Origin of the sequence: Bacteroides sp. D1 (assembly GCF_000157095.2) — a bacterium.
Classification (GTDB): Bacteria; Bacteroidota; Bacteroidia; order Bacteroidales; family Bacteroidaceae; genus Bacteroides; species Bacteroides xylanisolvens.
Map to the genome: position 1 here is coordinate 162,084 of NZ_JH114339.1, position 14,746 is coordinate 176,829.

At 42.8% G+C, this 14,746-nt stretch carries 14 protein-coding genes; 6 read left to right on the forward strand and 8 right to left on the reverse strand.

Annotation, left to right across the window (positions count from 1 at the left end; translation table 11 throughout):
- The 3 genes from BSAG_RS13745 (at position 1) to BSAG_RS13735 (ending at position 1,942) form a co-directional block, all read left to right on the forward strand.
- The gene (locus BSAG_RS13745) at positions 1-795 is read left to right on the forward strand and encodes a Rossmann-like and DUF2520 domain-containing protein (RefSeq protein WP_008997458.1); all 795 of its coding nucleotides are present in this window, start codon (positions 1-3) and stop codon (positions 793-795) included.
- Positions 776-1,297, forward strand: coding sequence for a KdsC family phosphatase (locus tag BSAG_RS13740; protein ID WP_004314223.1), 522 nt, complete (start codon positions 776-778; stop codon positions 1,295-1,297). Before BSAG_RS13745 ends, BSAG_RS13740 begins: the two co-directional genes overlap by 20 nt.
- A 63-nt stretch (positions 1,298-1,360) precedes the next feature.
- Positions 1,361-1,942: a Maf-like protein gene (locus BSAG_RS13735; protein WP_004314224.1), complete on the forward strand. Its 582-nt coding sequence runs from the start codon at positions 1,361-1,363 to the stop codon at positions 1,940-1,942.
- Between the two features lie 143 nt (positions 1,943-2,085).
- Here BSAG_RS13735 and BSAG_RS13730 read toward each other — a convergent pair whose 3' ends face one another.
- From BSAG_RS13730 to pheS, 8 genes are all read right to left on the reverse strand, one after another.
- Positions 2,086-4,293 (reverse strand): tetratricopeptide repeat protein, encoded by a 2,208-nt coding sequence (locus tag BSAG_RS13730; RefSeq protein ID WP_004314225.1) that lies wholly within the window; start codon positions 4,291-4,293, stop codon positions 2,086-2,088.
- A gap of 7 nt (positions 4,294-4,300) precedes the next feature.
- Entirely contained in the window at positions 4,301-5,485 is a 1,185-nt protein-coding gene (locus BSAG_RS13725; RefSeq protein ID WP_004314226.1) for a DUF418 domain-containing protein, read from the reverse strand.
- Positions 5,486-5,615: 130 nt separating this feature from the next.
- Entirely contained in the window at positions 5,616-6,659 is a 1,044-nt protein-coding gene (locus BSAG_RS13720) for a hypothetical protein (protein ID WP_004314227.1), read from the reverse strand.
- A 24-nt stretch (positions 6,660-6,683) separates the two neighbouring features.
- On the reverse strand, positions 6,684-7,661 hold the full coding sequence (locus BSAG_RS13715) for an ABC transporter substrate-binding protein (protein ID WP_004314228.1): 978 nt from the start codon (positions 7,659-7,661) through the stop codon (positions 6,684-6,686).
- 117 nt (positions 7,662-7,778) lie between these two features.
- Positions 7,779-9,038, reverse strand: a complete 1,260-nt coding sequence (locus tag BSAG_RS13710) for a phosphoglycerate kinase (RefSeq protein WP_004300866.1) — start codon at positions 9,036-9,038, stop codon at positions 7,779-7,781.
- A gap of 93 nt (positions 9,039-9,131) precedes the next feature.
- Positions 9,132-9,809, reverse strand: a complete 678-nt coding sequence (nth, locus tag BSAG_RS13705) for an endonuclease III (protein WP_004314229.1) — start codon at positions 9,807-9,809, stop codon at positions 9,132-9,134.
- Positions 9,806-11,005, reverse strand: a complete 1,200-nt coding sequence (locus BSAG_RS13700; protein ID WP_004314230.1) for an MFS transporter — start codon at positions 11,003-11,005, stop codon at positions 9,806-9,808. Before BSAG_RS13700 ends, nth begins: the two co-directional genes overlap by 4 nt.
- Before the next feature lie 155 nt (positions 11,006-11,160).
- Complete coding sequence (pheS, locus tag BSAG_RS13695) at positions 11,161-12,180, reverse strand: phenylalanine--tRNA ligase subunit alpha (protein ID WP_004314231.1); 1,020 nt, start codon at positions 12,178-12,180, stop codon at positions 11,161-11,163.
- A 120-nt stretch (positions 12,181-12,300) separates the two neighbouring features.
- Between pheS and BSAG_RS13690 the strand changes: the two genes are divergently transcribed.
- From BSAG_RS13690 to tnpB, 3 genes are all read left to right on the forward strand, one after another.
- Positions 12,301-13,317 (forward strand): energy transducer TonB, encoded by a 1,017-nt coding sequence (locus BSAG_RS13690; RefSeq protein ID WP_004314232.1) that lies wholly within the window; start codon positions 12,301-12,303, stop codon positions 13,315-13,317.
- A gap of 634 nt (positions 13,318-13,951) precedes the next feature.
- Positions 13,952-14,326: a hypothetical protein gene (locus BSAG_RS24185; RefSeq protein WP_008641868.1), complete on the forward strand. Its 375-nt coding sequence runs from the start codon at positions 13,952-13,954 to the stop codon at positions 14,324-14,326.
- Positions 14,320-14,652, forward strand: a complete 333-nt coding sequence (gene tnpB / locus BSAG_RS13685) for an IS66 family insertion sequence element accessory protein TnpB (protein WP_004316244.1) — start codon at positions 14,320-14,322, stop codon at positions 14,650-14,652. The genes BSAG_RS24185 and tnpB overlap by 7 nt, the downstream gene beginning before the upstream one ends.
- Positions 14,653-14,746: the final 94 nt, after the last annotated feature.

Consider the following 14,746-nt stretch of genomic DNA (forward strand, 5'->3'; position numbering starts at 1 on the left):
ATGAAGAGAAGTATAGAAGATACACCGATTGTGTTTATTGGCGCAGGTAACCTGGCTACTAATCTGGCGAAGGCTCTCTATCATAAAGGCTTCCGTATTGTGCAGGTATATAGCCGGACCATGGAATCTGCTCGTACTTTAGCCGAGAAAGTTGAAGCTGAATATACAACAGATTTACAGGAAATCTCCAAAGATGCTAAATTGTATATCGTATCTTTGAAGGATGCCGCTTTAGTAGATTTGTTGCCGCAGATAACAGAAGGAAAACAGAGTTCTTTGTTGGTGCATACCGCGGGAAGTATCCCGATGAGTATTTGGGAAGGGCATGCAGAACGGTATGGAGTATTTTATCCGATGCAGACATTCAGCAAACAACGTGAAGTCAATTTTCAGGAAGTGCCTTTCTTTGTTGAAGCGAAACGACCGGAAGATGTAGAGTTCTTGAAAGCTGTTGCCGCCACTCTTTCAGAGAAAGTTTACGAAGCTTCTTCCGAGCAACGTAAAAGCCTTCATTTGGCTGCTGTTTTTATTTGTAATTTCACAAATCACATGTATGCATTAGCTGCTGACTTGCTTGAAAAATACAACTTGCCTTTCGATGTCATGCTTCCGCTGATAGACGAAACGGCACGTAAAGTACACGAGCTGGCACCACGTGATGCACAGACCGGACCCGCTGTTCGTTACGATGAGAATGTGATGAACAATCATCTTGCCATGTTGGTAGATTCTCCGGCATTGCAGGATATATATAAACTAATGAGCAAAAGTATCCATGAGCACCATCAATTATGATTTATCCCGTATCAAGGCTTTAGCTTTTGACGTAGACGGAGTATTGAGTTCGACAACCATACCTTTGCATCCTTCCGGAGAGCCGATGCGTACCGTGAATATCAAAGACGGGTATGCCATCCAGTTGGCTGTGAAGAAAGGACTTCACATAGCCATCATCACCGGTGGTCGTACAGAGGCGGTGCGTATCCGTTTTGAGGGACTAGGCGTGAAGGATTTGTATATGGGATCCGCTGTCAAGATACACGACTATCGTGATTTTCGTGATAAATACGGACTGACCGATGATGAAATTCTCTATATGGGTGATGATGTTCCGGATATTGAAGTGATGCGTGAGTGCGGACTTCCGTGTTGTCCGAAAGATGCCGTGCCGGAAGTGAAATCCGTAGCAAAGTATATCTCTTATGCAGACGGCGGACGTGGTTGCGGACGTGATGTAGTGGAGCAAGTACTGAAAGCTCATGGTCTGTGGATGGCAGAAGATGCTTTCGGCTGGTGAAATCAACTGGTGACATCAATAAAAAGTATTTTCAACCATAAATTATAAATCATAAATCGAATCATGCTTGATAATTTAAAGAAATATCAGATTATACTAGCCTCCAATTCTCCCCGTCGGAAAGAATTGATGTCAGGCTTGGGAGTGGACTATGTAGTCAGAACATTGCCGGATGTAGACGAGTCATATCCGGATACATTGGTTGGTGCTGAAATACCCGAATATATTGCTCGTGAAAAGGCGGGTGCCTACCGTACCATGATGCAGCCGGGAGAATTATTGATTACAGCAGATACCATTGTCTGGATGGATGGAAAAGTACTTGGAAAACCGGAAGGTAGGGAAGGGGCCATTGAAATGCTTCGTGCTCTTTCGGGGAAGTCTCATCAGGTTTTCACAGGTGTTTGCTTGACTACTACCGAATGGCAAAAAAGCTTTACCGCTTCTTCCGAAGTATTGTTTGATGTCTTGTCAGAAGATGAAATCCAGTATTATGTCGACCTCTATCAGCCGATGGATAAGGCAGGAGCCTATGGTGTCCAGGAATGGATCGGGTATATCGGTGTGAAATCAATTTCAGGTAGCTTCTATAATATTATGGGACTTCCCATACAGAAGTTGTATGGAGAGTTGAAAAAGTTATAGTAAGGATCCTGAATCTATCTGAATATTTCTACTTACCCCAATAATATGAGAAGGCTGCCTCAAAATAGAAAATGAGGCAGCCTTTTTCTGTATTCTTAAGCAGGGACATTTACTGAATATCCCGAATTGAAAGATGCAGGAGACTATAATAAATCCAACATCAGAGGAATGTCCTCTTCTCGAATCCCTTGTGTGAGAAGAGATTCTTCATCTTTGTGGAACATCTCCAGGAATCTTTCCCGGTTCCCACTAGCTGTAATGGCTTTTCCGTAGAAAACGGCAGCTTTCTGAATATCTCCCATTACCCAGGCCACATGCCCTGCGTTCATATAATCAATAGCCAGCGGCTTTTGCTCAATAATCTTTTCATAATATTTCATCGCCTGTTCATATTTCTGGCTGATGAACGAGCACCAACCGATGCCGCGCCATGCCTTTATACAATTGTTCTCGATGAAATCCAATTTGAAGAAATAATTCAGAGCTTCTTCATATTGTCCCAGTTCAGCCAGGCAACTACCGATATAGAAAGTCACATTGGTATCTTCCGGAGCAGCTTCTTCTACCTTTTTATAATAAGTGAGTGCAGCCTGATAGTTTCTGTTTAACCGGTAACAAATAGCCAGGTGGCGATTGTTCCAAATATTATCCGGCTTCAGCGTGTCTGCTTTCAGATAAGCCTGAATAGCTTCTGCATATTTCTTTCTTTTCTGTAATGCATAGCCAAACTTCTGATAATATTCTGCACTTTCTCCTTCGAATCCTCCAATAGACTCCAGTTCTTCATAAATTTCAATAGCCTCGTCCCAACGTTCCTTTGCCAGATAAAAATCGGCAATGGGGAATAATACATCTTCCCAATACAAGATATTGTCGAGTGCAGGAACGTGATGAAGGTCGAGTTTCTCTTTAAAAATATCTCTGAACTCACTCTTGCGTACACTAAGTTTGAAGAAACGGTACAAGTCGTGCAGGTATTGGTTACTGACCGTTCCCGGACGTTCATTGAACCTCTTCATTGTTTCAACATTCGATTTCTCTGCCAATTCTGCCACCTGCTGTTCGTTCAACTGACTCAACATCATATCTTGTTGCGACTGTGGCAATTGATGAATCGTGAAAAAGAGCGAGTACTTATCGCTGTTGCTGAAAAAGCCCGATTGAAGAATTAAATCCAGTAAACTACTGCCTTGATTTCCCGCTTGTTTCATTGCTTTGAGTACATTGGACTGTTGTTTGCTGAATGGATAGAACCAGTTATGCACCTCGCGGAAGAACGGATAATTTTTCAATGCGGCAAAAGTGCTCATATACACATCTGCGCCCTCTAATTGCAATTCGTTCATTTCACGCAATTTATCTCCCAGGCCGGACTTCTCGAACGCATCTTCCCAATCCGGGTTCATATCATTGTTTTCTTCATCGTTTTCTTCAAAACCGAACCGCATATTTTTCATGGAGGAAACATTCTTCAGCATTTCAGGAATAATCTCTTCCCTCATCTTTTTATCAATCTTTTCCGTTTCCTGACACAATAGCATTTGGCGGTAAATACGTGCGACGTCTTCTCTGAATGAAGGTATTTCCTCCATGAGATCTACCCTTTTGATAAGTTCCGGATAAAAAGAAAGACGGCTTCTGTAGATGTGGAAGATAATCATTGTACCTACCAATGCCCGTTGGCTGACGTTGACGTTAGGGTGTTCGTAAGCATTGAGCAGCCACATTATTTTTCGTATGTCGAAACATTCCATCAAGCTCAATGTGAGGGCACTGACAAATAAGCATAAGTCATCTCCCGGAAGTAATTCCGAGGCAAGCATAGCTTTTGCGTCTTCCTCGTCTTCGGGAGTCCATGCACTGTTTGTCCACGTTCTTATAAACATAAACTTGAGCGTATCTTCATGCCGTCTTAATACTTCATCCATCTTTTCGTCAGACAGTAATCCGCTGACTGCCAAGTCGTCATTAAATGACTCCAATATGTGTAATATTGTTTTGATACCATAGTTCGACAAGTCCGCCGATCTGGGAGTGCGGCGTACCTCATGATAATATCTTGATGAAGCGTTGTCCAACATGAGCAAACGTGATTGGTCGGCAATTCCCCAGGTGTCTGCTACCATTTTTTGATACAGATTCCACCGGTCAGGGTCGTTTGCTCCCTGTTTCATGTATTCCAGCATATATTTGTAAGAGGTCTGCAATTGTTCCAGGCGAGTGCGCAAATCCCAGTCAGGACATTGCCACAGCAAAGATTCCAACTGCATTAAGGCTTCTTTGAGTCTTTTCTCTTCAAGTAAAGTACGTATATATGCGTATTGTTCATTAATCGTTTTTTCGTTCATCATTCTTTAATTATTTATTTTTTCCAATCCAGGTCAAACGTTTCCAGAGACCTTCAAAAGGACCGTGCTTATGGTGTCGGAGCCACCACGAACAAAATACCATTTGTAATAGAACAAAAAGGATGCCAAAAAGGAAACTGTAAGTGATTCCTAAATATCGTCCAAGTTCAAATCCCCAATGATAGAACAAAAGAGAACCGAAAATAGATTGCCCGAGGTAGTTCGTTAAACTCATTTTACCATAAGATGTGAAACGCATAAAGAAACTGCGGTCTTTCACACGGTAGAAAGTCAGCAGTAATCCTGTTACCAGCAATACCATGAAGCTAAGGCTGCTGAATGAACTTAATATCAATTGCAAGGGAACAAGGATGGCACTTCGTTCGATGAATTCCGGCAGCATATTGTTCAATCCGTAGATGGGGAAGAAGCAGAGAAGCGAAACGGCCAATGCCTTTAACCACAGGCGTTCGTTCTGTTCGCTGTACAGGAAATATTTGCGGCGACCGACAAGCATTCCGAATAAGAATAACCCCGGTGTCTGTAAGATACGTCCATGTTCCAGTGCCCAGGTCATATTGGCCAGTTGTCCTTCCCACATATTCATGCGGACTGTTTCGAGGAAAGTTCCGTTCTTTTGTACGTCGAAAGCAATGCTGAAATAATAACCTGCCAAACTTTTTCCTGCCACATAGTCAGGATTACACAAAGCATAAATCAATTTCACCCAGTCGATAGGTTGTAGAATTAATAAAGTAGCGAAGATGACAACCGTGCGGTCGCTCATCCGGCAGAATATCGGAAGGATAATTCCTAAAATCGCATACATAGTCAATATTTCACCGGTAAAGAAAGCGGCATTGAACTGTCCTATCATGAAGAGAATGAATAATCTCCATAAAAAACGCAAGCGGAAATCTTTCCCTCTCCGTTGTTGGTTGTTGTCCTGAATGTAGAAACTGAAACCGAAGAGCAGGGCAAACACAGCGTATGCTTTGTTACTGAATGTGAAGAATAATCCTCTCCAAATAGCCTGATCGGTAAATTTCATCCATTCAAAAGGTACTTCTTCTGGGAAAGAGTAGAAATTAAAATGTTCAATACTGTGTAAGAGAATAATTCCCATTACTGCTAATCCTCTTAATACGTCGGCCACGTCTATTCGGGCGTTGGTTTCCGCGATTTTGTGTTCCATGATTTCTTCGTTTCTGTTATTTATAAGGTTGATATTCTATAATTATTTGATTCCGCTGTTTTAATACTGTTACTCCAGCCCTAATACCGGATGCTAATACTTAATACTTGATACTTAATTGATACTTAATTTAAAACCTTACCTGCACCTGTGCCTGTATCAGATTGGAGTCTTTTTGTCCGTCTCCTTTCTTGTCGCAAAAGGTATATTGTGCTTGTAAGCGGCATCTAGGGTAGAACCAGTATTGTACGCCTGCAATATAGTTATTCTGTTTGAAATCAGCAGCTTTGTTCGGGTTGAAATAATCGAACGAAGCGATGAAATCGAAATTCCGGGCGAAGCGTACACTGCCTGTTGCATAGAAACCTTCGCTTTTCACACTCCGGTCTTTTCCGGCAAGATATTCCGTGCGTAGATTAAAGGTGGAAGTGGTGACAACCCCTCCTGCACTCCAGCGTTTCTTGGCGTAATTTTCTCCGGCTTTAATTCCGGTATATTCCGAATCTGCTATGGCATGTCCTGTTCCGCGGATAAACGAACCACCTACGGATAACCATTTCAGCGGATTAACCATCAAGTTACCGACTACATCTTTTTGACTGTTTTTGTCTTTGGTGTTCAATCCCTGTCCGTTCATTACAGCCACTTTGTATTGTAGAAAGTCACGAAATAATTTTCCGTGAAGCATCATACCGATATCCCGTCCGGACGTCATTCCGTAACACTTATCGCTGCCGCTTACTCCCGCCAGATAACAAACAGACTGTGAATAACAATTGATGAGCTCTACTGTGGTAGGAGATAATTCATTTTCTATGGTATAAGGAACCTTGAATTCACCGATACGTGCCGTAAGTCCGGGGAGAAACTGATAATCGGTATACACTTCGAGTAACATGCCCCCATTGTAGAAGTCATACATAAAATCACAAGTCCACCGTTTGGTGATCTTTCCGTGTGCCATGAAAATGATTCGTTTGATGTCGAATGTATTGTCCGGGTTCGCTGCATCGTCATAAGTATATCCCAATTGGGCATATCCAGAGAGACTAATCCGTTCTTTCAGTGTGTTGACAACTTGATTTAGTGGTGTCTGCTCCTGTGCCAGGAGAGGATTTTGCATACCTGTAATGCATAATACAAAGGTTAAGAATTGGAGTAGTGTTTTTCGCATGAGTTAGTTGTTATTTGATTTTGATTATGGTTGATACTGTATTATGGTTGATACTGTGGGGATATACGTTGTGTCAATCAGATTCCGTTCAGAGTAGGTTTCGGGGATTCGGTGGTTTTCTTTCAACCACTGTATAGCTTTATCTATCCCTTCAGCCGAAGGGCGTTTTGCTTTTTGATAACTAGGGAGGGCAATGAGTCCTGTCAGATTTTCCGGTACACCTATTTCTATCAGCACTTGTTCCCATTCTTTCTGTGGATGCATTTTTATATAATCTACTCCCAGATTATAACCTGTGATGAGTAGTTCGATTTCTTTTCTTTTTTCGTTGAGCGCTTTTCGTGAAAAAGCGGTAGCCGTAAAATCAATGCCCAATTCCTGTGTACTCACCAATGAACGATGCTGGCTGTTCATGGCGATGGATGCGGCAGGGTCGGGCAGGAAAGAAGCGTCAATCTGATTGTATTGCAACATTTGCAGTCGGAGAGGAAGCTGGCCGATTTCCGGCATATTCATTTCTGAAAGACTGATTCCGGCTTTGCTTAATAACTGGTCGGTAGCATATTCGATAACTGTGTTGCGTGACACAGCAATATTCTTTTCCTTGAGCTGTTCCAGTTGATTGATATTACTTTCTTTAGAGACAATGAAGCAGAAATAACCATCATTTTTCAAGACGAACCCTAAATCTGCATGATGGATAGCTTGCAGCACTACTGCGCTGGGATAGTCGGTAATCATGCCATCCATTTTCCCGGTCTGGAAAGCAGCGTCCCGGTCGTTGGCAGAGTTGAATGAAAGAATAGTCAGGTTCAGCCCTAATGAATCGTAGATACCTTGTGTTTTAGCTATATGGAAAGGGAGTCCGTCCAGTGTAGGCATCATGCCCAGGGTGAGTGGTTGCAGTTCGGTTAGAGGTAAAAAAGAGCCGTCTCCTTTTTTACTCTGACAGGAGTAAAGGAAGAGAAGGATGAACCAAAAGAGTAGTATCAGTCTTTTCATACCTCGTTTTTGTAAATAAGAGGAACTCCGTTTTTTATAAATAAGGGCAACTCTTTTCACAAAGAACTGCCCTCTTATCATTAACTATTTAAAAAATTAACTAATTATCTAGTTCTATTATTCTTGGATAGCAGCGATACCCGGAAGAACTTTTCCTTCGATTGCTTCGAGCAATGCGCCACCACCGGTTGAAACGTAAGATACACCGCTAGCCAAACCGAATTTGTTAACACAAGCTACAGAGTCGCCACCACCCACAAGTGAGAATGCGCCGTTCTTAGTTGCTTCAACGATTGCTTCACCTACTGCACGTGAGCCGTGAGTGAAGTTGTCAAATTCGAATACGCCTGTAGGACCGTTCCAAAGAATAGTCTTAGATTCTTTGATAACGTTAGCGAAGATTTCTTCAGTCTTAGGACCGATGTCAAGACCTTCCCATCCGTCAGGAATTTCGTCAACAGCACAGAATTTAGTATTTGCATCGTTAGAGAATGCGTCAGCAATCTTAGCGTCAACAGCCAATACCAGGTTTACACCTTTTTCTTTTGCTTTCTTCATCAAATCCAAAGCCAGGTCAAGTTTGTCGTCCTCACAGATAGAGATACCGATTTTACCACCCATAGCTTTAGTAAATGTATAAGTCATACCACCGGCGATGATTAAGTTGTCTACCTTGCTCAACAGGTTTTCGATGATTTCGATTTTAGAAGAAACTTTAGAACCACCCATGATAGCAGTGAACGGACGTTTGATGTCGTTCAATACTTTATCAACGGCTTTCACTTCTTTTTCCATCAGGTAACCGAACATCTTGTTGTTTACATCGAAATATTTAGCGATCAATGCTGTAGAAGCGTGTGCACGGTGAGCAGTACCAAATGCGTCGTTTACGTAGCAGTCAGCGTAAGAAGCCAATTTCTTGGTAAATTCTTTCTGGCTTTCTTTTACTGCTTTCTTGGCAGCAGCTTTTTCTTCGTCAGTTGCATCTTCAGCCAAACCTCTTGGTTTGCCTTCTTCTTCAGCATAGAAGCGAAGATTTTCGAGCAACAGCACTTCTCCCGGTTGCAGAGCAGCAGCTTTTACAGCAGCTTCTTCACCCATGCAGTCGTTAGCGAACTGAACTTCAACGCCCAGCAATTCAGACAGATGCTTGATGATATGTTTCAAAGAGAATTTATCGGCAACGCCTTTCGGACGGCCCAGGTGAGAGCCAATGATGATGCTTCCGCCGTCTGCCAGGATCTTCTTCAAAGTAGGAAGAGCTGCACGCATACGAGTGTCATCTGTAATGTTGAAGTTTTCGTCCAGGGGTACATTGAAGTCCACGCGAACAAATGCCTTTTTACCGGCAAAATTGAATTTGTCAATTGTCTGCATAATACTCTATTTTTATTTAAAAGTGTTTTTAAAATTCTTCTTTTAGAACGACCGCAAAGTTACTATTTATTTCGGTTCCTTGCTATTAAATCGTTATTTATTCTTGGCTTTTGGTTCCTCTTTTGTAACTTTATAGGTGTTACAGAAATATTTGCACATCATTTGCAAACCACAGGTGTCACATTTGGGAGTGCGTGCCTGACAAACATAACGACCATGCAGAATGAGCCAATGGTGGGCAATCGGTATGAGTTTTTCCGGAATATTCTTCACCAATTCTTTTTCCACACTGAACGGGGTAGTGCAACTATCCGGCACCAGTCCGATGCGATGGCTGACACGGAATACGTGTGTATCTACCGCCATTGCAGCCTTATTAAACACAACCGACTGGATGACATTGGCTGTTTTTCTTCCTACACCGGGTAGCTTTACTAAGTCTTCCAGATTGTCGGGCACCTGACTATTGAAGTCATTCACCAGCATCTTTGCCATACCGACCAGATGTTTGGCTTTGTTGTTCGGATAGGATACGCTTCGTATATATTCGAAAATAACTTCCGGCGTAGTGGCTGCCAGCGCTTCCGGAGTCGGAAAATCTTTATACAAAGGGGGAGTGATGATATTCACCCGTTTGTCCGTACATTGTGCAGAAAGAATAACAGCTATCAGCAACTCATACGGATTGTTGTAATGCAGTTCGGTCTCGGCTACAGGTACATTGTCCTGAAACCAGGCGATTACTTTCTCATAACGTTCTTTCTTTCTCATCGTAGCTTATTTTTATGGTAATGAGGCGTCACTTTTAGTTTGAAATAGAGGGCGGAAACTACTGTCAGGCAGGCTCCGAAAAGATAAGCCTTATCAAATGTACTAATTTCTGCGATATATCCACCGGTCAGCATACCGATACCGATTCCTACGTCCCAAGAGGTAAGATAGGTGGAAGTGGCTGTTCCCCGCTGGCTATTGGGGGCAAGGTTGACAAACAACGTATTAAATGCCGGAAACATGATTCCAAATCCGACCCCCATCAACAATGCGATACCAAAAAACAGGATGTTGCAAACGGTATCATTCCATTGAATCAGATATACACAGGCTGAAAGCAGGAAGAAACTGCAAACAACCAGGTATAATCCAGCTATTATTACTTGCGTTATTTTTCCGCGATCCACCAGTTTCCCCGAAAAGATGCGGGAGATTGCCATGCCGACAGCCATAAAAGTAAAGAAGAATCCGGTTTGTGTGTTCAATCCTATTTGGCGGGCATACATGGCGACATAGTTGGTTGTCATTCCGTAAGGGATGGAAAGTAACAATAGGCTAAGTCCGGCTGGCAGTCCTTTCATCAAAATAAAACGGTCGAGTGAAATCGGTTCCCGTTTCACAGGAGGTTTATAGGGCGTTTTCACCAGACTGGCACATAGAAAACCCAAAATGCAGGAACCGAATGCGTAACAGAAGATCGTAGCAAAAGAGACTCCTGCATCGTGCAGAAACAGTCCGAACATCGGCCCGATGGACATAGCTGTATTGTTGGTAAGCCCGTAATAACCTAAACCTTCTCCACGGCGGGAAGATGGCATAATGTCTATCACTACCGTGTTTCCTCCTACTGTAACCATTCCGAAAGAGACGCCATGAATGATTCGGAATATAATAAATAAGGTAAGGGAGCCGGCTATTAAATACCCGCCGAACATCATCATAAAGATGAAGTAAGCAAACAGATAAAGAGGTTTGCGGGCAAACGTGTCGAGCAGATAACCGGAAAACGGACGGATGCAGAGAGCGGCTACCGTATAGCAGGAAAGTACAATGCCAATAGTGGAATTTCCAGTTTGGAAGAATTCTGATAAATAGAACGGCAAAACAGGAATCAACAACCAAAAGCCGAAGTAGAGCAGGAAGTTGGCTGCCAAGATGAAACAATAACTGGGAGTAATGAGTCTATCCTTTGCCATAATGAATTTATTTATTTCACCACAGAGGACGCAGAGGACGCAGAGTTTCACGGAGTTTTTTCTTTCTAATGACTTTCTATGAAAAACGAGTCGTAGTTGATACGGCTGAAATAAAAACTCTGTGTCCTCTGCGTCCTCTGTGGTGAAATCTAAATTTAGTAAGCGCTCTCGAATTCTTTCAGGAAGCGAGTATCATTTTCAGAGAACATACGGAGGTCTTTCACCTGATATTTCAGGTTTGTGATACGCTCGATACCCATACCGAGAGCATAACCGCTGTATATTTTGCTGTCTATACCGTTAGATTCAAGTACGTTCGGGTCTACCATACCGCAACCGAGGATTTCTACCCAGCCGGTGTGTTTACAGAACGGACAACCTTTACCGCCGCAGATATTACAGCTGATGTCCATTTCCGCACTAGGTTCAGTGAACGGGAAGTAAGACGGACGCAGACGAATCTTTGTATCAGCACCGAACATTTCTTTAGCGAAAAGCAACAATACTTGTTTCAAGTCGGTGAACGATACGTTTTTGTCTACATACAACGCTTCTACCTGATGGAAGAAACAGTGTGCGCGATAGCTGATTGCTTCGTTACGATACACACGTCCCGGACAGATGATGCGGATAGGAGGTTGTGAAGTTTCCATCACACGGGTTTGTACGGAAGAAGTATGTGTGCGCAATACTACGTCCGGGTGAGCTTCGATAAAGAAAGTGTCCTGCATATCGCGTGCCGGATGATCTTCGGCAAAGTTCAGTGCCGAGAATACATGCCAGTCATCTTCAATTTCCGGACCTTCGGCGATGCTGAATCCCAGGCGGGCAAAGATATCGATGATTTCGTTCTTTACAATGGTGAGCGGGTGGCGTGTACCAAGTTCCACGGGATAAGCCGAACGCGTCAAATCCAATCCGTCACAATCATTGTCCTGACTTTCAAACAATTCTTTCAGCGCGTTGATTTTGTCCTGCGCTTTTGTTTTCAGTTCATTCAGTCTCATGCCGACTTCTTTTTTCTGATCGGCAGCTACATTACGGAAATCTGCCATTAAGTCGTTAATGGCTCCCTTCTTACTTAGGTATTTGATGCGGAGAGCTTCGAGTTCTTCGGCATTGGAGGCGTGTAAGGCTTCCACCTCTTTCAGAAGTTGTTCAATCTTAGCTATCATATTTTCGATGTATTGTTATTCAGTTTCTTAGTAAAAACCGTGCAAAGATATAATTTTATCACGAACCATCGAAATAATTTGTATCTTTGTTGCCGATATGTACCGAAAATCCGGCAACTTATGAAAAAGATTGTTTTCTGTCTTCTGCTTTTAACCTTTTCTTTTCGCCTGGCGGCCCAGATTGACTATTTGGAGCCGGTGAAACCTTTTTCTTCTTATACAGGCGAGTTAGGCGAATATTACCGTAGTGTGTTTTCTTTACTTAATACTGGCTTTCAGAAACAGCCATACGCGCGTTTCGCAGCTATCCCTTCCTTTTCGCCGGAGTATGCAATGTCGGTAGAAAGGAAAAACGGGCGTTATACGCTGATTTCGAATACACTATCTCGTACCTATTGGCAGGCGGAGAAGGGGACAGTGACGGTGGATACTAAATCGGTTGTCATTAGCGCTTCCCTGTATCAGTCTTTAGGGGCTATCTTTCGTTTGGTGACAGAGCAGGTGCAGGATCTGGATGGTTCTACGGCCGGTCTGGATGGAATTGTCTATTACTTTTCTTCTACGGACGCAAAAGGCAAAGAGCGGATGGGACGAAAATGGTCGCCGGAAAAAGGAACGTTGATGGAACGTCTTGTATTGGTTTGTCAGTCGGCATATATGTTATCCCGGGGAGAGAATATTTCGGAACAGACATTGGCGGAAGAGGCTGCTTCTTTATTGAAAGCATTGCAACAGCGTAGTAAGGAAGAACCGGATGCTTATAAACAACCGATGTATGTTGGAATTTATCCGGTAGGTCCCCGCGCAAAGACGCTTTCCGGAAGGCAGGTGGAAGAACCTGCTCATTTCTCTGCGATGAGTCTGGAAGAATATATTGCCAATGAAATGGTTTATCCGGCAGGACTTTTAGAGAAGAATGTTTCGGGTTATGCTTTGTGTGAGTTTACTATTGATAAGGAAGGGGTTATCCTTCGTCCTCATATTCTACGTTCCACTCATCCGGAATTTGCAGAGGAGGCTCTCCGCATTGTTAAAGGGATGCCGAAATGGTCCCCTGCATTGGCGGGAGGAAAGCCGGCGGATAGTAATTATACTCTTTATATTCCTTTCCGTCCGCAACTTTATCGGAATAAATAAGCAACTTTGCATCCAAAGTCCGATTAATAAAAAAGAGATATTGCATTTATAACTTGAATTCAGCAGCCTCTCTCTAATAAATAAAAAAAATAAAATTTGCTGTCATCTGTCACAGATTGCAACTTAACTGTTTGATTATGAAAAGTAAATGGCGTGACAGCAAAGTGGTGACAGCACTGTGACGGCAATCGTGCTGTCACTGCAAAGCCAGGGAGAAATAAACGCACTACAAAGGTGTGATAGAGGTGCATACCCGAATCAAGTAAAAATCACAGATGAAGTTTCATTGCCTAAATAGTATTAACTACAGGCAGATAGGCTATTCTATTTATTACCCTTGTACTTACGGGGCAGGATCTGCCTTGTGACTGATAGTTTCAAGCCTTGAAACTATTTGTTCTGCGGCTTGAAACTAAGGTTTCGTAGACTTGAAACTTTTGTTTCTCCTGCTTGGAACTATTAGTTTCTTACTGATGAAACTATAGTTCCGCACCGATGGAACTGTAGTTTCTCGCCGATGAAACAATCTTTACTCTGTAATAGCCTGATTATGTTGGGTAAGCACTCATTGTATGGCTCTTGTTTATCCTATCAGTCAGCTTTACCTTTGCACAGAACTTAAAATTTTATTCTTATGGACTCTACTGATTGTTTTTTAGAGATTCTTTCTGCTTATCAGTCATCCGACAGTGGTTGCCAAGTCTCTCTTTTGGAGTATTGCCATCGTTTTGGCGTTGATTATTATAAATTCCTTGGCTGGTATCGTCATTACAAGTGTCAATTAACTAACCCCACTTCCCCTTCCGGTATGCAGCTGACTCCTATTCATGTGAACGGTTCCCCCTCCGGTCATTCACGTTGTACATTATCTCCCAAATCTGTCAAATCGGACAACTTTGAGATTGTTTCGTTTCGTCTAAAACTGGGCAATGGAGTTGAGATCCGAAAATGTAACACTAATCTTGAGAGCATAACAGCTCTGCTTCAAAACCTGGGAACATTATGTTAGGGCTGAATCCCAGCATGCGCTTCTACCTGTGCGAAGGTCCGGTAGATATGCGAAAAGGTATTTTCACCCTTGCCGAACTGGTACGCAAGATTATGGGCAAAGAGCCCTCCACAGGGGACATTTTCATCTTTTTGAGTAAGGACCGGCGGAACATCAAAATCCTTCATCATGATACAGGGGGATACGTGCTTTATTGGAAGAAGCTGGACAAAGACCGTTTCCTCCTGCCTGTTTTCTGCAAGGCCAGTCATCGTTATGAAATCGGTTGGGAGAAACTCGTGGTTCTGCTCCAGGGTACTGTCCGCAAAGAATTACTCGTAGGGTAGTACGAGGTTACAGAAGAATCGATTGTATGCGGTTATATATCTGACTATCAATATATTAATATATTAAAAGTCTTGCATAAGTCAGTTTTTTTTT